This is a genomic window from Lutibacter sp., assembly GCF_030692605.1.
Classification (GTDB): Bacteria; Bacteroidota; Bacteroidia; order Flavobacteriales; family Flavobacteriaceae; genus Lutibacter.
Map to the genome: position 1 here is coordinate 19619 of NZ_JAUYUD010000041.1, position 20639 is coordinate 40257.

The window sequence follows — 20639 nt, forward strand, 5'->3', positions numbered from 1 at the left end:
TATAAATGTATTTAAACACACATACATACTACAGTTTACGCTACGGTACAATACCGCCAGAAGCCTTGTTACAACAGGCTTTAAGCTGTGGTGTTACAGCAATGGCACTGACGGATATTAACAGTACATCTGCACAGTTAGATATTGTTCGTTTTGCCAAAAAATACGGTATAAAACCTGTTTTGGGTGTAGATTTTAGAAATGGAGCACAACAACAGTTTGTAATGCTTGCTCAAAATAATAATGCATTACAACAACTCAATAAGTACTTGTCAAAAATGTTGCATTCAAACAAATTTATTGTTCCAGAACGGGCAAAATACATTCCAGAAACGTTTGTAATTTATCCATTTCAACCATCAATTTAATCTTAATGGATTTTAATATGTCAATTATGAACGGTATTGATGCAACTATCGAAATCAGAAAAACAAATACAACTATTCCGATTATTACTTTAACCGCTTACGCAATGGCAGAAGATAGAGACAGAGCAATATCAGCAGGCTGTAATGATTATATAGCTAAACCAATTACCAGAGACCAATTATTGGAAACTATTCATAAATACATTAACAAAATATAATTAACTTATTAAGAAAGATATTTATTATCTAGTTTCCATCTAATTTATTTTGATGGTTTTTGTTAAGTTATATTATTAAAGTTAAATTCTTCTCATAGCTATTTACTCTTTTTCCTAAATCCTAAATAAAGTACATTTTTAATAGCATTAAATAGCTAGATTCTAATAAGTTTAACATTGTTTTTCAATTCAATTAATTCGTATATTTAAAGAGGTTAAAAACACCATAATATTACTTTTATTAATACAAAATAAATATGAAAAAAAAAACCCTTATAAATAATAATCCTTTAAAACTTCGTCAATATGTTATTTTAAGTATTCTTATTTGGACAATTTTAATCCTTTTTCTTTTGAGATGGGATAAAAAAAGGATGGATGTAGAAGCTATAAATCGAGCATATATATACACAAAAGTTGGGTTTGACAAAGATATATTATACCGTCGTTGGGCTTCAGATCACGGTGGAGTCTATGTTCCTATACTAAAAAAACGCCACCAAATCCATATTTATCACATATTAAAAACCGTGATTTTTTTGTAGATTCAATTCAATATACACTAATAAATCCTGCTTATATGAGTAGACAAGTGTATGAATTAAAAGAAGAAATTGAAAATTTAAAAAAAAATATTAAATCCTAAAAATATTTATATTTAGCTATTTTGCAACAAGTAAAAAAAATGACAAAAATAAAGACATCCATATCAACAAAGAATTTATTGTCTTTTCCCTTTAATTTATTTAAAAAAAAGGGTTTAAGTGTTTATCAGTTTTCACTTATTCTCATAGTTTCAGCTTCCATTTTATCAATCCTTATAGTTTCTACTGCTTGGGTCATGTCAGAATCCAATGGTGTTCAAAAAGAAATTAGTTTATTAAAAGAAAAAAACCTTGAAAACAAAGAAGAAAAACTAAAAGAAGAAGTATTGCGTCTTATTTCCTATATAGAATATACTAAACATGACACTATTAGATATTCTCAAGAACAATTAAAAGATCGGGTTTTGCGGTACTTTGAAAGTATCCGTTTTGGAAATGACGGCTATGTTTTTGTAAATACATATAGTGGAAATGCATTGCTTTTTAACGGTAAAAAATTAGAAGAACCAATAAGAATGTCTGATTTAAAACAGCCTAGTGGTCTCAATTTATTTGAAACCGAAATGAATTTGGTTAAACTCCCCGGCGGAGGCTCTTTTCAATATGAATTTATGAAGATGGATGATCCTAAACCATATCCAAAGATATCCTATATTATGGGATTTGACCAATGGGAATGGATTTTAGGTGCAGGTGATTATTTAGATAATCTTGATAGTGAGATTGCGCTAATGGAAAAGGACTTAAAAAGCAATTTATATAGAGGTCTCTTAATAGGTATTGGCATTTTTATCCCATTACTTATTTTATTATTACTTTTTTCAACTTATGTAGCCAAACTTATTCAAAATCAATTCAACAACTTTGTTAATATAATTAAAAACTCACCTCTTGAAAATAAGGATCAACTTCCTTTTAATCAAATCTATATTCGTGATTTAAAAACAATCGGAATCGATATATTACAAGCTGAAACGTTGGTTAAGCAGTTTGGTAATATTATTGATCAACTAAACACTAAAATCTATATTTTCAGTAAAGTTAATTTAAAATTTATACATGCCAATAAAGGAGCAATTCAAAAAGGGGGTTATGCTATCAGTGAATTACAAGACAAGACTTTTCTAGATATTTTACCAACTATTAATAGAAACCAATTTTTGAGGCAAGCGGAGCCACTTTTACAAAATCAATCTGATAAAATACTTTTTGAATCAATTTTTCAAAGGAAAGATAAAACAACTGTTCCAGTTGAAGTGCAACTTACACTTTCATTTTTTGATAAAAAAGAAGTATATGTGGCCCTTATTTATGATATCACCGAGCGAAAACAAGCGAATAAACTCATCAAAAATCAGAAAGAACAATACGATTCGCTGGTACAGAATATTCCAGTGGGCGTTTATAAATTTAGGATGAAAACATCCGAAGAAATGTCTTTTGAATATATCAGTCCTAGAATGTGTGAAATGGCGGGTATTACAGAAAAAGATGCCTATCTCGATTATATGAATGTTTTTAAAACCGTTCATCCCGATGAATTTGAAAACTTTATCAATTTAATTTTAGCGACATTTCATAACCCAAAACTATTTGAATGGGAAGGAAGAGTAGTCATTAAAGACAAAATTAAATGGTTTAGTGTTCGATCAAATCCAAGCATAGTTGAGAATGGCGATATTCTTTGGGATGGCGTTGTTACCGATATTACGGAACACAAAAAAGCAGAACAATTGCTACAAGAAAGTGAACAACGTTTTGTGACTTTTATGAACAATACTTCTGCGTTGGCGTGGATAAAAGATGAAAACCTCAATTATGTTTTCTTAAACAAAGCGTATGAAAATATGCAAAACATCAAATTAGAAAACATCAAAGGAAAAGATGATTTTATCATATTTGGTCAAGAAATTGCCGAACGGCTTCAACAAAATGATCGTTTTGTATTAGAAACCAATCAATTATTAGAAACCGATGAAACTGTTGTTGACTATAAAGGCACTATTTTTCATGCTTTGGTCAATAAATTTCCGATACAAACTGAATCAGGTAAAAAATTTGTAGGAGGTATGGCAATTGACATGACCGAACACAAAAAAGCAGAACAATTGCTACAAGAAAGTGAAATCCATTTTAGACAATTGTTTGAAAACAACCCGCAACCCATGTGGATTTATGATTTAGAAACTTTACAATTTAAAGATGTAAATGAAACCGCTCTTAAAAAATACGGTTATGCTAAAGATGAATTTTTAACAATGACTTTGAAAGATATTCGTCCGCAAGAAGATATTGCATCACTCTTAAAAAATATTGAAAGTGTGACCGATGAATTTCAAGAATCAGGTGTTTGGAGGCATCAATTAAAAGATGGTAAACTTATTTTGGTAGAAATTTTTTCACATAATTTACTCTTTGAAGGTAAACCTGCGCGCTTGGTTTTGGTAAATGATGTAACCGAACGTAAACAAACAGAAGAAGAAATTCTCACCATCAACAAAGAATTGAAAACACTCAATGAAATTATCATGGCAAGTGTAAGTTCTATCAATTTAAAAGAAATGCTCGATACGGTACTGGATGAAGCGCTTCAAATTTGCGGATTAGAGGGCGGAACTATTTGTTTAATTGAGCCCGACAATACATTTAAACTGATTAGTCAGCGAGAATCATCCGAAGAAACCATTATCGATCTTACCGAAAACAAAATTAAAGTTGGAGATTGTTTGTGTGGTAGTTGCGTTCAGGATAATTGTCCGTTAATTTTAAACACAAAAGAAGAGGTGTTAAAATATGCTACTCGTGAAGTATTACGAGGTGAAGATATTCGTTTTCATGCTGCATTTCCATTAATATCAAAAGGAATTGGCTTAGGCGTTTTATGTGTATTTACCAGAACGGATATTAAACCAATACCTAGAAGTTTAAAAATATTAGAAACGCTATCTTCTCAAGTAGCGTTGTTTATTGAAAACATTTTATTAGTACAAGATTTAGAAAATAAGGTAAAAGAACGCACACTTGAATTAGAAAAAAGTGAGAAAGCCTTGTTAAATATGGTTGATGATTTAAATATTAAACAAAATCAATTAGCAACATCAAACAAAAAATTGGCTGAGATCAATAAGGAAATGGAAACATTCTCTTATTCTGTATCGCACGATTTAAAAGCACCATTGCGTGGTATTGACGGTTACAGTAATTTGTTGCAAGAGCTTTATGCTTCTGAGTTAAACGAAGAGGCTAAAATATTTGTAAATAATATCAGAAGTGGAACCCAACAAATGAATCAAATTATTGAAGATTTATTGGCATATTCTCGGCTTGACCATTCGTTGATAAAGAAATCATTTTTAAATATTAATCTTTTTATCAATAATTCCATCAACTTATATAAAAAAGAATTAGATGATTTTAAATTTGAAGTTCAAATTAACATACCAACCATTTTAATTGTTGCTGATTTGGATGGTTTATCAATTGCCTTTAGAAATATATTTGAAAATGCCATTAAATTTACTAAATTGGTTGAAAATCCGAAAATTATCATTGATTTTGAAGAAGATAAGAATTTTTGGCATATATTAGTAACAGATAACGGAATAGGATTTGATATGAAATATTACGATAAAGTATTTCAAATTTTTAAACGTTTACATAGGGTTGAAGAATATCCAGGTACCGGAATTGGTTTGGCAATGGTTGAAAAAGCAATGCAACGAATGGACGGACGTGTATGGGCAACTAGTGAACTTGGAAAAGGCGCTACGTTTTATTTAGAAATACCTAAAATATTGAATTATGAATCATAGTAATTTAAACAATCCGATTTTACTTATAGAAGACAATCCGGTAGATATTGATTTAACACTTCGAGCTTTTAAATTAAGAAAACTTACTAACCCTATCATAGTAGCACGAGATGGTGAAGAAGCTCTTAGTTTAATGAACACTTGTTTGGAACAAAATAATTTACCAATTGTTGTTTTACTAGATTTAAAACTACCTAAAATTCACGGACTCGAGGTTTTGAAAGAATTCAAATCACATCTTGACTTTAAAAAAATACCGGTTGTTATTTTAACTACCTCAGCTGATAATTTAGATATACAATCAGCTTATGAAATAGGCGCCAATTCTTATATAGTTAAACCAGTAAATTTTGAGAAATTTATTGAAGTAGTTGAAAAAATAGAATTGTATTGGACTGTTATTAACAATCCTGCGTTATAATAAATTAAAATTGTTTCCCCTTAAATTAGTCAACAGGAAACTATAACAAAAAGAATGCTATAAAAAACAATGATTGAAGAAATAATGAAAATTGAATAGTATAAAATTTTAAATATTACAAAATCAGATCCATGAAAATATTACTACTAGAAGACAATGCCGCCGATACCGATTTAATCAAAAGAAGTTTGATTAAAAAAATTGAAACTTGTACCATTAAAAGTGTTTCAACTCTAAAAGATGCAAGAAATTTATTAGATCAAGAACATGATTTTCAAGTAGCATTATTAGATGTTAACTTACCAGATGGATCTGGATTAGAGTTACTTTTAGAAATAATAAATAATAAATGGCCCATTATAACCATTGTTTTAACTGGTTCTGGCGATGAAGATTTGGCAGTAACTGCTTTAAAATATGGTGCAGATGATTTTGTAATAAAAAAATTAGAATATTTAACCAAATTAAATGACGCTATTTTATTTCATACTAGTTTTAACGCTAAAATTAAATTTCGAAATAACACAAAAATTAAAGTTTTGTATGTAGAGCATCATTTAGCTGATGTTGATTTAACAATTCGACATTTTAAAAAATATGCACCTCATTTTAAATTTGATCATATTGCTGATGTTAACGACTTTTTAACATTATTAAATAAGGATGAAACAGCAATTAAACCTTATCAATTATTATTAATTGATTATCGATTACCTAAAATTGATGGTTTAATTTTGACAAAAATAATTCGTCAAGAACTAAAATTAAACATTCCAATTATTATAATTACAGGTCAAGGAAATGAAGAAATTGCTGTACAGGCCTTAAAAATAGGTGCCAATGATTATATGGTAAAACGTGATAATTATATATACCGTTTACCGTCTTTGTTGCAAAATGCCTATCAGCATTGGTTGTTAAAACAACAACAAGAAGAATTGAAAAAAAGTCACCAAGAATATAAATTATTTTTTGACGATGATTTAACTGGCGATTTTATTGCAACAGTTGATGGATATTTAGAAAATTGCAATCCAGCTTATCTCAAAATTTTGGGATACAAATCAATTGAAGAAGCTCGTAATCATGATTTTTATTTAAAATATAAAACTCCTGAAGTTAGAAAAGAAATTATTCGACTAATCTTAGAAAAAGAAAGATTGGTAGAATATGAATACGATTTAATAAGAACAGACGGGAAAACGATTCATGTAATTTCTAATATCGTTGGTGTTTTTGATGATCAAAATAAGTTGCTATCAATTAAAGGATATATAATAGATAATACCGAACGCAAAATTGCTGTAGATGAACTTCGTAAACTATCAAGAGCAGTAGAACAAAGTCCGGCTTCTATTATGATTACAGATCTCAATGGCAATATTGAATATGTAAATCCTAAATATAGCACCATTAGTGGTTATAGCTTTAATGAGGTTAAAGGAAAAAACCCAAATATTTTAAAATCTGGCAATACCAAACCAGAAGTTTATGAAAACCTTTGGAATACAATATTGAATGGAAAAGAGTGGTCAGGAGAATTTTTAAACAAGAAAAAAGATGGAAGTACTTATTGGGAAAATATTGTTATTTCATCCATTAAAGATACAGAAGGGAATCTAACCCATTTCTTAGCGGTGAAAGAAGATATTACTCAAAGAAAGAAATTTGAATTAGACCTAATAGCTGCAAAAGAAAAAGCCGAAGAAAGTGATCGTTTAAAATCGGCATTTTTAACCAATATGAGTCATGAAATACGCACACCAATGAGTGGTATATTAGGTTTTTCAGAATTGTTAAAAACACCAGATCTTTCTCCAGAAAAACAACAGAAATATATCGAAATTATTGAAAAAAGTGGTAATAGAATGTTAACTACCATCAATGATATTATGGATATCTCTAAAATTGAAGCAGGATTAATGAAAGTATCATTATCAGATTTTAATATCAATGAGAAAATGGAGGAAATCTTTTCATTTTTTAAATTGGAAGCGGATAAAAAAGGATTAGAATTAATGCTTACCCATAAATTAGCTGTAAAAGATGAAATGATAAAATCAGATCGTGAAAAAGTTTATTCAATAATAACCAATCTCGTTAAAAATGCTATTAAATTTACGAATACTGGTAAAATAGAATTTGGCGTACAACTTAATGGAGATATGCTTCATTTTAATGTAAAAGATACTGGAATTGGTATTCCGATAAACAGACAAGCATTTGTTTTTGATAGATTTGTACAGGCAGATATTGAAGATAAAGATGTTCATGAAGGTTCAGGACTGGGTTTATCTATCTCAAAATCATATGTTGAAATGCTTCAAGGAGAAATTTCATTAAATTCAACCGAAGGGGTTGGATCTGAATTTAAAGTCTCTATTCCGCTAGAGATAAAAGAAAAAATTGATAGTAGAGAAATAAGAGAAGAAAAAAGAAATCCACATGTAATCAATAAAAATTTAAATATTTTAATTGTTGAGGACGATGAAATTTCTTTGCTATATTTAACCGAAGTTGTAAGTGACATTTGCACTAAAATTTATGTTGCTAAAAGCGGTATTGAGGCAATAGAAATATTCAAAAAAATAAAAGATATCGATGTTGTTTTAATGGACATTCGATTACAAGAAATGGATGGACTCGAAGCTACACGAAAAATTAGAGAATTTAATAAAAATGTAACCATTATTGCCCAAACTGCATATGCTCAGTCTAGTGATAAAGTAAAAGCCATAAGTGCTGGATGCAACGATTATATTTCCAAACCTATTAATCAAACAGAGTTATTAAATTTAATTGAAAAGAATTTTCAGTAAATTTTTAATCACTTATAATTTTTGAATATTCAGCTGAGTTAATTATTGATATGTTGGTGTTGAAACTAATTAATTTAAAAGTAACCTGATTGCAATAGTCTTCAAAATATTTTTCTTAACGTTGTATTTGTAAAAAACGGCATATTTATTTTTAAATGTTATTTTTACAATCTAATTTTTTTAGCTGTGCATTTAACAAATAAAGATTCTATAAACATTAATAAATACATAAGTAGTACTGGTATTTGTTCTCGAAGGGAAGCTGAAAAATTAATTACAGATGGTAAGGTTACTATTAATGAACAACCTACGCAATTAGGAAATCGAGTATTTGCAGGAGATGTAGTTAAAATAGATGGAAAACCTTTAATTGAAAAACCAAAAACGTTATACATTGCCTTTAACAAACCAGTGGGTATTGTTTCCACAACCGACCTAAAAGAACCAAAAAATATAATAAACTACATCAATCATCCAGAACGTCTTTTTCCAATAGGGCGTTTAGATAAACCTTCTGAAGGGCTCATTTTTTTAACCAATGATGGCGATATCGTTAACAAAATTTTACGTGCTGGAAATAACCACGAAAAAGAATACATAGTTGGAGTAAATAAATCTATTTCTTCCGAATTCATTAAAAAAATGGGTGATGGAATTCCAATTTTAGGAACCATAACCAAAAAATGTTTGGTTGAAAAAATAAATGAAACCACATTTAAAATTATATTAACCCAAGGTTTAAATAGGCAAATAAGACGAATGTGTGATTATTTAGAGTATGGAGTTACAAAACTCAAAAGAACAAGAATTATGAATGTTCATTTAGGAAGTTTAAAATCAGGCGAATGGCGTCTTTTAACTTCAGAAGAAATGGAAATTATAAATAATATGGTTTCCGATTCTTCAAAAACAGAAGAAGCTTCTGTTGATAATCGTAAAAATAATTTCAGGTCAAATACTTCTAAAAAATTTCAACCAAAAAGAAATTTCAGAAAATAAAACTTTCAAACTTTAAACTTTAAACTTTAAAACTTATTATAACTATCTTTGCCGCCTATGCAATTTGAACTATTAAAAACCGATGCTCAAAGCAAAGCTAGAGCAGGTAAAATTACTACCGACCACGGTGAAATTGAAACGCCAATTTTTATGCCTGTTGGCACCGTAGGAACCGTAAAAGGTGTCCACCAAACTGAGCTAAAAAACGAGATAAATCCTGATATTATTTTAGGAAATACGTACCATTTATATTTACGTCCAAAAACTGAAATTTTAGAGCAGGCTGGAGGTTTGCACAAATTTATGAATTGGGATCGAAATATTTTAACCGATAGTGGCGGTTACCAAGTTTATTCACTTTCCGAAAGAAGAAAAATTAAAGAAGAAGGTGTTAAATTTAAAAGTCATATTGATGGATCATTCCACACCTTTACTCCTGAAAATGTGATGGAAATTCAAAGAACTATTGGTGCAGATATTATAATGGCTTTTGACGAATGTACGCCCTACCCTTGTGACTATAATTATGCAAAACGATCCATGCATATGACACATAGATGGTTAAACCGTTGCATTACCCATTTAGAGAAAACTCCCTTAAAATATGATTATAATCAAGCATTTTTTCCAATTGTGCAAGGAAGTACTTATAAAGAATTAAGAATGCAATCTGCCGAATTTATTGCTTCAGTTGGAGCAGAAGGAAATGCTATTGGAGGGCTTTCTGTTGGTGAACCTGCAGAAGAAATGTATGAAATGACAGCTATTGTTACTGCTATTTTGCCTGAAGATAAACCTAGATATTTAATGGGTGTTGGAACACCGATTAATATTTTAGAAAATATTGCCTTAGGAATTGACATGTTCGATTGCGTGATGCCCACTAGAAATGCACGTAATGGAATGCTTTTTACAGCACACGGAACCATTAATATTAAAAATAAAAAATGGGAAAACGATTTTTCAGAAATTGATTCTATGGGAATTACATTTGTAGATACCGTATATTCCAAAGCATATTTAAGACATTTGTTTATTTCTAACGAATTATTAGGAAAACAAATAGCTTCAATCCATAATTTAGGTTTTTATTTATGGTTGACTCGTGAAGCAAGAAAACATATATTAGCAGGAGATTTTACGGAATGGAAAAACAGAATGGTAAAACAAATGGATCAACGCTTGTAAGTTTGAGTTGGAAAGTTAAAGATTAAAAGTTAAAAACCGAAGTTTAAAATTTGAAAATAAAAAATACAAGATACCAATTACTAGATACCTGATACTAAACACTTGATACTAAATACTTGATGCCAAATACTATATAGAAGTTGAAAATATTAGACAGATACATATTAAAAAAATACTTAACATCATTTGCATTGGTGCTATGCTTACTATTGCCAATTGCTATTGCTATTGATGTATCTGAAAAAATTGATAAATTTCTAAGATTTCCAGAACTTACTTTTGGTATTATTTTAAAAGATTATTATTTGAATTTTCTGATAATTTTCGGAAATACATTTATGCCATTGGCACTTTTTATTGCTGTTATTTTTTTTACCTCTAAACTAGCAAGTAATACAGAGGTTATTGCAATTCATTCAGCAAAAATTTCGTTTACACGGTTTTTAAAACCTTATTTTATCGGCGCTACTATTGTAACGGTTTTATCCTTATTTATGAATCATTTTGTTGTTCCTAATAGTAATAAAACTTATAATGAATTCAGTCAGAAATATTTAAAAAAACAAGAATTTAATGCACTTTACATTCAGAATATAAACCTCCAACTTGGTCCTAATGATTATATTTTTTTGAAAAATTATGCGGTTGAAAGTTCTGTTGGATATTACTTTTCCTATGAACGGTTTGAAGGAAACAAATTAAAGTTTAAAATGTTGGCAGATAATTTTAAATGGAATGAAGCAGATAGTTCAGTGACCTTAATGAATTATACAAAAAGGACTATATTAAATGATCGAGATATTATTTTTAACGGAGATAAATTAGATACCACATTTAATTTTACAGGTCAAGACTTGGTTACAATAGATTATATGGCAAAAGAATTAACTTCACCCGATTTAAATAAGTTTATAAATCAGGCTAAAAAAAGAGGAGTTAGCAATTTAAATACCCATTTAGTTGAATTTCACAAACGAACAAGTTTACCAATATCATCATATATTCTAACGTTTTTGGCAGTAGCATTAGCTTCCAAAAAGCGTAGAGGTGGTATGGGAATTAACTTAGCAATAGGAATTTCATTAATGTTTATTTATGTATTCTTTTTAAAAATTGCTGAAGTACTTGGAGCTGGTGCGAATACAAACTCTTTTGTTGCAGTTTGGTTACCAAACTTATTTTTTGGAAGTTTAGCCATTTATCTATACTTGAAAAATGCAAAAAACTAACCTTCAACATTACCTCCACCTCCATTTTTTAGTATTTATATGGGGGTTTACAGCAATTTTAGGTGCGCTAATAAGTATTGATGCTATTCCATTGGTTTGGTACAGAATGCTTTTTGCTGTTGTAATTGTATTCATCTACTTTTTACTGAGAAGAAAATCGTTAAAAGTAGCACCTAAAGATTTATTGAAATTCTTTTTTGGAGGAGTTGTAATTGCAGTTCATTGGATTGCCTTTTTCGCTGCCATTAAAGTGGCAAATATTTCTGTTGCGCTGGTTACAATGAGTACTGGTGCTCTTTTTACATCTATAATTGAACCCATTTTTTTTAAACGAAAACTTAATTTTACAGAAATATTTTTTGGACTCATAGTAATTTCTGGTTTATACCTTATTTTTAATTTTGAAGGTAATTTTGGTCTTGGAATTTTATATGCACTAGTAGCTTCTTTTTTATCAGCATTATTCTCAGTTTATAATGGGCTATTAGTTAGAAAACATGATGCGGAAGTAATTTCATTTTATCAACTCGGATTTGGTGTTCTCTTTATAACTATATTCATTTTATTCACCTCAGGTTTTTCGGTAGAAGATTTTAGTTTAACCACCTCCGATTTATTTTATTTATTAATACTTAGTAGTATTTGCACCGCCTACGCATTTATTGTTTCTGTAAAAATAATGAAGTACCTTACACCCTATACGGTAATGCTAACTATTAATTTAGAACCTGTTTATGGAATTATACTTGCCGTAATTATTTTTGGTGAAAAGGAACAAATGAGCCCTCAGTTTTATATTGGAGCTTTAATTATATTATCGACCGTAATAGTTAACGGACTATTAAAAAATAAAAAAAGCGTTTAATTATATTGAAAAAAATGATAAGTTGTTATATTTGTACAACATTCTAACTATAATAAAAATATGGAATATTTAGATTTTGAATTGCCAATTAAAGAATTAGAAGAGCAATATGACAAGTGCATATTAATTGGGAAAGAAAGTGATGTTGATATGACTGAAAGTTGTAAAAACATTGAAAAGAAATTAGAAAAAACTAAAAAAGAAATATATAAAAACTTAACTGCTTGGCAACGCGTGCAATTATCACGTCATCCAAATAGACCTTATACATTAGATTATATTACAGCACTTTGCGGAAATACATTTATGGAGCTTCACGGTGATCGTACAGTAAAAGATGACAAAGCAATGGTTGGTGGATTAGGTAAAATTGGAGATCAATCTTTTATGTTTATAGGGCAACAAAAAGGGTACAACACCAAAACTCGTCAATATAGAAATTTTGGAATGTCTAATCCAGAAGGATATAGAAAAGCACTACGCCTTATGAAAATGGCTGAAAAATTTGGAATTCCGGTGGTTACTTTACTAGATACTCCTGGTGCCTATCCTGGTTTAGAAGCTGAAGAAAGAGGACAAGGGGAAGCAATTGCACGTAATATTTTTGAAATGACTCGTCTTAAAACTCCAATTATAACAATTGTTATTGGTGAAGGAGCTTCAGGTGGTGCGCTTGGAATTGGAGTGGGAGATAGAGTTTATATGATGGAAAATACTTGGTACACTGTTATTTCACCTGAATCTTGTTCTTCTATTTTATGGAGAAGTTGGGAATATAAAGAAATTGCCGCCGAAGCTTTAAAACTAACTCCTCAAGACATGAAGAAACAAAAATTAATTGACGGAGTTATTAAAGAACCATTAGGCGGTGCCCATTTCGATAGAGAAAATGCATTTAAGGAAGTTGAAAAAACAATTTTAGAGGCTTATAAAGAATTAAAAGATTTAAAACCAAATGAATTAGTAAAGAAAAGAATGGAAAAATATTCAAAAATGGGTGAGTTTAAAGATTAAATTTAAATTAATTTATTAAAAAAATCAAAATAAGGGATCTGAAAATTTCCCTTATTTTTTTGTCTAAATTTGGTATCTTAACGGTAAATTAAAAACCAATGTTTATTCTCAGTTCAAATCAATTTTCCCTGGCTGATAAAGCAACTATTAAAACTAAAAAAATAAGTTCTTTAGATTTAATGGAACATGCAGCAACACTTTGCTTTCAATGGATTCATAAAAGATTGGAAGGGCAACCTATTAAAATACATTTGTTTTGTGGTGTTGGAAATAATGGTGGAGATGGTTTGGTTATTGCTCGATTGTTAAAAATACATGGGTATCAGGTTTTTTGCTATGTGGTGAATTTTAGCGACAAAAGAACCGATGAATTTTTAACAAATTACGCCAACTTAAAAGAAGTTGGAATTTGGCCTTCTGTTATAAATAATGAAGATCCGTTTCCCTTAATTGATAAAGATGATTTAATTATTGATGCCATATTTGGAAATGGATTGTCTCGTAAACCCGCTGGTTTTACAAAAAAGTTAATTCAATATCTCAACACAACCAATGCTTTTATTTTATCAATTGATATTCCTTCTGGACTTTTTGGAGATAAATCTGTTAACGATAAAAATTCGGTAATAAAATCAAATCATATTTTAACTTTTCAAGGGCCTAAATTGGCTTTTTTACTTGCTGAAAATAAAGAATATGTTCAAACTTGGGAAGTTTTAGATATTGGTTTAGATGCTGACTTTATAAACTCATTAAATCCAACCATTCATTTTATTCAAAAAGAAGATATTCTTTCTATGTATAAACCTAGAAATAAATGGGATCATAAAGGAACATTTGGTCATTCCTTAATAATTGGAGGAAGTTTCGGTAAAATTGGAGCAGTAGTTTTAGCTTCAAAAGCTGCTCTAAAAATTGGAAGTGGCTTAGTATCAGCATATATTCCAAAATGTGGATATGAAATTATGCAAATTTCACTGCCTGAGGCAATGGTTGAAGTTGATGATGATCAAGAAGTCCATTATTTTAACTTTAAAACCAAACCAAACGTAATTGGTATTGGTCCAGGTCTAGGCACTTCAGAAAAAACAAGCATTGGTTTTGCTAATTTTTTACTTGATAACAAAACACCTTTGGTTATAGATGCAGATGCTCTAAATATTATGGCACAACATAAAACCTTATTTGATTCATTACCTGAAAAATCGGTGATAACACCCCATCCAAAAGAGCTTGAACGCCTTATTGGGGCTTGGGAAAATGATTATGATAAATTAGAAAAAACGAAAGAATTATCCATTGCTAAAAATTGTATAATTGTAATTAAAGGTGCACATACAGTTATTATTGATGGCTCAAATTTCTATTTCAATTCATCAGGAAATCCTGCTTTAGCAACAGCCGGAAGTGGTGATGTTTTAACCGGATTAATCACTGGATGTATCGCACAAGGCTATTCGGCTCTAAACGCAGCAATTTTGGGTGTTTATTTACATGGTAAAACAGCCGATATAGGAGTAACACATTTAGGATATGAATCTTTTATTGCATCATCTATATTAGATTTTTTATCCGATGCTATCCTCGATTTGTTTAATACAGAAGATCCTCCAAAAACAAATACGGAAACAGAATCTATGAAATAAAATTGTTAGTATTTATACACAATTGCGTTAATATTCATTCCAGCACCAACAGAGGCCAAAATTACAATATCTCCTTTATTAATTTCTTGATTTTCTAATTGCCCTCTTTTTACCATATCAAATAAAGTAGGTACCGTTGCAACAGAACTATTGCCAAGTGTATGAATACACATTGGCATAACACCTTCTGGAGCAAGAGTTTTATGCAGTTTATAAAATCGTTTAATTATTGCTTCATCCATTTTTTCATTGGCTTGGTGAATAAAAATTTTTTTCACATCTCCAATAGCAACCCCACTAATATCCAACGCTTTTTTCATTGCTAATGGAACATTTGTTAAGGCGTATTCATATATTTTTCGACCGTGCATTTTTATGTATCTAACATCTTCTGGATCATTTTGATTATAAGATTTTCCAAAAAATAAATAATAACACTCGTCTTTTGTATCTGTTTGAGTAGCATGACTTAAAATGCCACAAGAATTATTATCACCTCCTTCTTCAACAATACAGGCTCCTGCTCCATCAGAATAAATCATAGAATCTCTGTCATGTGGATCTAGTACCCTTGAAAGTGTTTCGGTACCAATAACTAAACATTTTTTTGCAATTCCTGCTTTGATAAAAGCATTTGCCTGAATTACACCTTCAATCCAACCTGGACATCCAAATAAAATATCGTATGCCACACAATTCGGATTTTTAATTCCTAGTCTGTATTTAACTCTTGAAGCTAAACTTGGCAAAATATCACTTTGGATAGAAGAACTCTTAACATCCCCGAAATTATGAGCCAAAATAATATAATCGAGTTCTTCCTTGTCTATATTTGCATCTTCAATAGCCTTTTCAGCTGCAAAAAACCCTAAATCAGACGAAGTTAAGTCTGGAGAAGCATACCGTCGCTCTCCAATGCCTGTAATTGCTTTAAATTTTTCAATTACCATTTCATTTTCATAACCAAAAGAAGATCCATCTTCATTTAAAAAGTCATTTCCAATAAAATCTTCATTTGTTTTTACTATATTAGGAATATAACTCCCAGTACCTGTTATAATAACGTTTTTTGCCATTGTTAACTTATTTGGCGCTAATTTACTAATTATTTTTTATTCTGTTCGTTAACTTTAATTTGCATTACAGTCGCTATTGATAATGCTCTGGACTTTGCAGTATGAGCCATTTCACCAATAAAAAGCGAATCGATTGTAGTATTAAAATGAAGCAACCAATGTGTAAAATGGATTTCTTTAAACTCTTTTTTTTGATGAAGTAACAAATGTGGCTGCATTGCATTTTTTTGATACGTTCCTGAGTAAAATAAAATATTGTCCCAAAAATCGACCAAAACCTGTAAATGAATTTCTAATTTATCTTCATTTTTAAAATCTTCAAAAAAATGGTTAACAATTTCATCTTGAAGTAATTTAGTATAAAACTCTTTTACAAAAACATAAATATCACTTCTTCCTTCCAACTCTTTTTTCATAAAAATTTTATAAAAAAGATTTATCAAATGCAATTGGTAATAGATCTATTAAGGAATCTGTTTTTATCACTTTTCCAACCTCCCCCATAAAATAAACTTCCATGTTTTGCTGTTGTTTAAGTTCGTATTCCGATAAAGTTTGTCGACATGCTCCACAAGGTGCCACAGGTTCTTTTACAATTTGAGAAGACGAACTTGCCGTAATTGCTAGTGTAATTATTTTTACATTTGGAAATTCTGACGATGCTTTCCAAATCGCAACTCGTTCAGCACATATTCCTGAAGGATATGCAGCATTTTCTTGATTATTTCCTTTAACTACAACTCCATTTTCCAATAATAATGCGGCTCCAACTCTAAATTTAGAATAAGGAGCATAGGCATCTTTTTTTGCTTCAAATGCTTGAAGCATCAATTTTTTTGCTTTTTCTGGGAGTTCTTCAATACCCTCGAAAACAGTAATTTGAGTTTTTATTTCAACTTTCTTCATTAAAATTCAATTTATCATTTAATTACTCTAGAACATGTCTCCAAAATCAAATGATAATGAAAAACGCAATGTGTTTTCAAGTGGATTGTTAATGTCTGATGCATTAAATAAATAAGACATATCTATTCTTGTACTTTTAAACTTAAAACCCGTACCTAATGTAAAATATTTACGAGCCCCTTTTAAATCACTCTCATTAAAATATCCTGCACGAATGCCAAACGAATTGTCATACATATATTCAGCGCCAATACCCCAAGTAAATTCTTTTAGCTCTTCACTAAAACCATTGGGAGCATCATTAAAAGAACTAAAAATACCATTTACAAAACTGACATCCTCTTGTTTATATGGCGGTTGATCATCATTATTGATTGAAACACTTGGTGTAGGAACTAGTAATTTATTAAACTCAACATTTAAACTTACTTTATTATACCTATCTAAAATAAAATCGAATCCACTTCCTATTTTAAAATTGGAAGGAATATAATTTTCATTCCCATCATCAGAATAGGAAACTTTAGGGCCAATATTGGAAATATTAAAACCACCTCTCCAAACACCATTAAAATTACCATAATTAATTTCATCCGATTGGTAAAAACCAGAAATATCTACGGCAAAAGTATTTACCGCATTTATAGTTGAATTTGCTGATTCGATTCCTAAATCTGATCTAATATATCGCAACGTAACACCCATTGCGTAGGTTTCACTTAACTTTAATGAATAGGAACCATCAACTGAAAATTCGTTTAACTTTTCAGTCCCTTCAGGTAATCCGCTTAAATCAGTTAATTCAATTTCTCCTAAATTAAAATACTTTAAACTCATTGCCCAAGCGCTTCTATCGTCTATTTTATTTGCAAACGAAAAACCACCCAAAAAAACATCATTTGTTAACTCACGTAACCAAGGTGTATACATAATTCCCAACGAATATTGAGATTCCATAAATGCGAATTTACTCGCATTCCAATGCTGTGAATTTGCATCTGGTGCTGTGGCCACTCCAACATCTCCCATACCTCCAGCTCTAGCGTCTGGTGCAATTAATAAAAACGGTGTAGCTGTTGTAATAGGATTTGGGGCTTCTTGTGCTGAGATTTTGACTATTGCAAAAAGCACTATTAAAAATACTATTATATAATTTCTCATTAAAGGGTAATTTTACTTAACAAATATCTAAATTATTATTGAAGAACGACTATTTATTCTAATTTTCTTATACTACGTTTGAAATTGGCAATCACATTAAATCTTGTTAATCCATAAAAATATCTTTACCATCATATATCCCATCAATTAATAATATCAATTAAACTGTATGAAGGATTCTAAAACTAACAAAAGTTAGTACAAAAGAAAACGTTGTTAACATAAAATTATTGCAAGTATTTCAAACATTAAATATGCTATTGTGAACACTTGATTTTAAGATAATTATAAAATATTTAATTTTATAATTATAAATTACACCTAAAAAGATTTATTTTTAGTATGTAATTAATTCAATTTAAATAATTAATTACTTTAAATACATACCTTCCTAAATTAAAATATTACTTTTTTATTCATTGTTTATTTTTTGAAAACACACTGTATTATATAATAATATATCAAAACAATCGTTAATTAAATACACTGGTAATTTTTTATAAAATTAATTCTTGTAAAAAAATTATTTTAATGTAAATTGCGAACTATAAAACCCTAAGAAATTTCGAATGAATTTTAAGATTTTCAAAAACATTTCTAAGTTATTTTTGTCAGTACTACTGGTAGTAACTGTTATCGGTTGTCATAATAGAAACCCAAGAAATAATGTGTCTCTTACTGGTTGGAATGATAAAGACAAAGCAGCTGGCGGAATTGCTGGTGACTCAAAATATAAGGGGCAAGAGGCGCCTCCTGGCATGGTATTAATTGAGGGAGGAAGTTTTACAATGGGGCAAGTGCAGGACGATGTAATGTTTGATTGGAATACTACACCTGTAACCCAACAAGTCCGTTCCTTTTATATGGATGAAACTGAAGTAACCAACTCTGAATATTTGTTTTATTTAGATTATATTGAAAAAGTTTTTCCTAGAAATGATGTTAATTATGAACATATATATATGTCAGCAGTTCCAGACACCTTGGTTTGGCGCGATGTTTTAGGATTTAATGAATTGCTAACAGAAAATTACCTGAGGCATCCTGGATATGCAGATTACCCTGTTATTGGTGTGAGTTGGATTCAAGCTAACCAATACTGTAATTGGAGAACGGACAGAGTTAATGAAAGAATTTTAGTAGATAAAGGTATTTTAAAACCTCTGTTTAGATTAGATTCTTTAGAAGTTAAGGGACAAAACAATTTTAATACAGATGCTTATCTAACCAATCCATCAAAACTATTTGATGGAGATTCAACTATTTATAGAAAGGGGTTACCAAGTCTTGAACCAAGATCTAAAGGTGATGCAAGACCGTCAAGAGGATCATTTACTGGGAGACATGTAAAAGTATCTGATGGTATTTTATCAGCTCGATTTAGACTCCCAACTGAGGTTGAATGGGAATTTGCAGCAAAAGCTGTAGTTGAAGATCGAGAATATAATAATACACGAGGTCGTAAAAAATATGCTTGGAAAGGGAAATATACAAGAACAAAAACTGGTAAATACCAAGGAGATCAATTAGCGAACTTTAAACAAGGTCAAGGTGATTATAGTGGTGTTCCTGGTTGGAGTAATGATGGTGCAGATATTACGATTCAAGTTAAATCTTATGACCCCAACGCCTTCGGTTTATATGATATGTCTGGTAACGTAGCTGAATGGGTTGCCGATGTATACAGACCAATTATAGATAGTGAAGCAAACGATTTTAGCTATTTTAGAGGTAATATTTTTACCAAAAAATTGATTGACCAAGATGGTCGAGTAGTTATTGCAGATGATTTTAGTGTAGAGTATGACACATTAGATAATGGAAACATAATTCCAAAGGCTTTGCCTGGAAGTGTTAAATATACTCCTGTTACAAAACGGGATGCATATATGAAAACAAATTATGAAAAAGCCTTTAATGTTGATTCACGTGATGGTGATTTAGCCTCTACAAAATTATATGCTAAAAATGAGGATGAATTAGAAACGAAACCTAGAATGTATAATTCTCCCATTAAACCAAAAGAAATAGGTGAAAGTGGGTTAATTATTCAACAATATGATACCGATAAAAGAACAACTTTAATTAGTGATAAATCGAGAGTATATAAAGGTGGATCTTGGAAAGATAGAGAATATTGGCTAGATCCTTCTCAAAGAAGATATTTACCTGAATATATGGCAACTAATTATATTGGATTCCGTTGTGCAACTGATAGAATAGGACCTATGACTTATAAAAGAAGAAAGCCAACCACAACTAAAGTTAGATATTAAAGTTATATTAAAGTATACTTAAACCTCACTTATATC

At 30.0% G+C, this 20639-nt stretch carries 17 protein-coding genes; 13 read left to right on the forward strand and 4 right to left on the reverse strand.

The window, feature by feature from the left end; translation table 11 throughout:
- Positions 1-5: 5 nt before the first annotated feature.
- The 12 genes from Q8S45_RS03645 to Q8S45_RS03700 all read left to right on the forward strand — a co-directional run bounded on the left by Q8S45_RS03645 (position 6) and on the right by Q8S45_RS03700 (position 15184).
- Positions 6-368 (forward strand): PHP domain-containing protein, encoded by a 363-nt coding sequence (locus Q8S45_RS03645; RefSeq protein ID WP_305601343.1) that lies wholly within the window; start codon positions 6-8, stop codon positions 366-368.
- Between the two features lie 5 nt (positions 369-373).
- Positions 374-586 (forward strand): response regulator, encoded by a 213-nt coding sequence (locus tag Q8S45_RS03650; protein ID WP_305601344.1) that lies wholly within the window; start codon positions 374-376, stop codon positions 584-586.
- Positions 587-843: 257 nt separating this feature from the next.
- A complete protein-coding gene (locus tag Q8S45_RS03655; protein WP_305601346.1) occupies positions 844-1131 on the forward strand; it encodes a hypothetical protein in 288 nt (95 codons plus the stop codon).
- Between the two features lie 140 nt (positions 1132-1271).
- Positions 1272-5003, forward strand: coding sequence for a PAS domain S-box protein (locus tag Q8S45_RS03660; protein WP_305601348.1), 3732 nt, complete (start codon positions 1272-1274; stop codon positions 5001-5003).
- Complete coding sequence (locus Q8S45_RS03665; protein ID WP_305601349.1) at positions 4993-5424, forward strand: response regulator; 432 nt, start codon at positions 4993-4995, stop codon at positions 5422-5424. The genes Q8S45_RS03660 and Q8S45_RS03665 overlap by 11 nt, the downstream gene beginning before the upstream one ends.
- Before the next feature lie 131 nt (positions 5425-5555).
- A complete protein-coding gene (locus Q8S45_RS03670) occupies positions 5556-8243 on the forward strand; it encodes a response regulator (RefSeq protein ID WP_305601351.1) in 2688 nt (895 codons plus the stop codon).
- 186 nt (positions 8244-8429) lie between these two features.
- Entirely contained in the window at positions 8430-9242 is an 813-nt protein-coding gene (rluF, locus tag Q8S45_RS03675; RefSeq protein WP_305601353.1) for a 23S rRNA pseudouridine(2604) synthase RluF, read from the forward strand.
- 57 nt (positions 9243-9299) lie between these two features.
- On the forward strand, positions 9300-10430 hold the full coding sequence (gene tgt / locus Q8S45_RS03680) for a tRNA guanosine(34) transglycosylase Tgt (protein WP_305601355.1): 1131 nt from the start codon (positions 9300-9302) through the stop codon (positions 10428-10430).
- 140 nt (positions 10431-10570) lie between these two features.
- The gene (locus Q8S45_RS03685) at positions 10571-11659 is read left to right on the forward strand and encodes an LptF/LptG family permease (RefSeq protein WP_305601357.1); all 1089 of its coding nucleotides are present in this window, start codon (positions 10571-10573) and stop codon (positions 11657-11659) included.
- On the forward strand, positions 11646-12524 hold the full coding sequence (locus tag Q8S45_RS03690; protein ID WP_305601359.1) for a DMT family transporter: 879 nt from the start codon (positions 11646-11648) through the stop codon (positions 12522-12524). The genes Q8S45_RS03685 and Q8S45_RS03690 overlap by 14 nt, the downstream gene beginning before the upstream one ends.
- 60 nt (positions 12525-12584) lie before the next feature.
- Positions 12585-13538, forward strand: a complete 954-nt coding sequence (locus Q8S45_RS03695) for an acetyl-CoA carboxylase carboxyltransferase subunit alpha (protein ID WP_305601361.1) — start codon at positions 12585-12587, stop codon at positions 13536-13538.
- Between the two features lie 98 nt (positions 13539-13636).
- Complete coding sequence (locus tag Q8S45_RS03700) at positions 13637-15184, forward strand: NAD(P)H-hydrate dehydratase (RefSeq protein ID WP_305601363.1); 1548 nt, start codon at positions 13637-13639, stop codon at positions 15182-15184.
- A gap of 5 nt (positions 15185-15189) precedes the next feature.
- Here Q8S45_RS03700 and Q8S45_RS03705 read toward each other — a convergent pair whose 3' ends face one another.
- From Q8S45_RS03705 to porV, 4 genes are read right to left on the reverse strand one after another with little or no spacing between them, the layout of a single operon-like run.
- The gene (locus Q8S45_RS03705; protein WP_305601365.1) at positions 15190-16260 is read right to left on the reverse strand and encodes a 3-oxoacyl-ACP synthase III family protein; all 1071 of its coding nucleotides are present in this window, start codon (positions 16258-16260) and stop codon (positions 15190-15192) included.
- A 29-nt stretch (positions 16261-16289) separates the two neighbouring features.
- Entirely contained in the window at positions 16290-16676 is a 387-nt protein-coding gene (locus tag Q8S45_RS03710) for a group III truncated hemoglobin (RefSeq protein WP_305601367.1), read from the reverse strand.
- A 7-nt stretch (positions 16677-16683) separates the two neighbouring features.
- On the reverse strand, positions 16684-17166 hold the full coding sequence (gene cdd, locus Q8S45_RS03715; protein WP_305601368.1) for a cytidine deaminase: 483 nt from the start codon (positions 17164-17166) through the stop codon (positions 16684-16686).
- 27 nt (positions 17167-17193) lie between these two features.
- Positions 17194-18327, reverse strand: coding sequence for a type IX secretion system outer membrane channel protein PorV (gene porV / locus Q8S45_RS03720; RefSeq protein ID WP_305601369.1), 1134 nt, complete (start codon positions 18325-18327; stop codon positions 17194-17196).
- 569 nt (positions 18328-18896) lie between these two features.
- Here porV and gldJ point away from each other — a divergent pair.
- Positions 18897-20603, forward strand: coding sequence for a gliding motility lipoprotein GldJ (gldJ, locus tag Q8S45_RS03725; RefSeq protein ID WP_305601370.1), 1707 nt, complete (start codon positions 18897-18899; stop codon positions 20601-20603).
- The last annotated feature ends 36 nt before the right edge of the window (positions 20604-20639 follow it).

Bases quoted from the DNA above. Each gene is read 5' to 3' on its own strand.
- Q8S45_RS03645 (WP_305601343.1), top strand. From the start codon at position 6: ATGTATTTAAACACACATACATACTACAGTTTACGCTACGGTACAATA.
- Q8S45_RS03650 (WP_305601344.1), top strand. From the start codon at position 374: ATGGATTTTAATATGTCAATTATGAACGGTATTGATGCAACTATCGAA.
- Q8S45_RS03655 (WP_305601346.1), top strand. From the start codon at position 844: ATGAAAAAAAAAACCCTTATAAATAATAATCCTTTAAAACTTCGTCAA.
- Q8S45_RS03660 (WP_305601348.1), top strand. From the start codon at position 1,272: ATGACAAAAATAAAGACATCCATATCAACAAAGAATTTATTGTCTTTT.
- Q8S45_RS03665 (WP_305601349.1), top strand. From the start codon at position 4,993: ATGAATCATAGTAATTTAAACAATCCGATTTTACTTATAGAAGACAAT.
- Q8S45_RS03670 (WP_305601351.1), top strand. From the start codon at position 5,556: ATGAAAATATTACTACTAGAAGACAATGCCGCCGATACCGATTTAATC.
- tgt (WP_305601355.1), top strand. From the start codon at position 9,300: ATGCAATTTGAACTATTAAAAACCGATGCTCAAAGCAAAGCTAGAGCA.
- Q8S45_RS03690 (WP_305601359.1), top strand. From the start codon at position 11,646: ATGCAAAAAACTAACCTTCAACATTACCTCCACCTCCATTTTTTAGTA.
- Q8S45_RS03695 (WP_305601361.1), top strand. From the start codon at position 12,585: ATGGAATATTTAGATTTTGAATTGCCAATTAAAGAATTAGAAGAGCAA.
- Q8S45_RS03700 (WP_305601363.1), top strand. From the start codon at position 13,637: ATGTTTATTCTCAGTTCAAATCAATTTTCCCTGGCTGATAAAGCAACT.
- Q8S45_RS03705 (WP_305601365.1), bottom strand. From the start codon at position 16,260: ATGGCAAAAAACGTTATTATAACAGGTACTGGGAGTTATATTCCTAAT.
- Q8S45_RS03710 (WP_305601367.1), bottom strand. From the start codon at position 16,676: ATGAAAAAAGAGTTGGAAGGAAGAAGTGATATTTATGTTTTTGTAAAA.
- cdd (WP_305601368.1), bottom strand. From the start codon at position 17,166: ATGAAGAAAGTTGAAATAAAAACTCAAATTACTGTTTTCGAGGGTATT.
- porV (WP_305601369.1), bottom strand. From the start codon at position 18,327: ATGAGAAATTATATAATAGTATTTTTAATAGTGCTTTTTGCAATAGTC.
- gldJ (WP_305601370.1), top strand. From the start codon at position 18,897: ATGAATTTTAAGATTTTCAAAAACATTTCTAAGTTATTTTTGTCAGTA.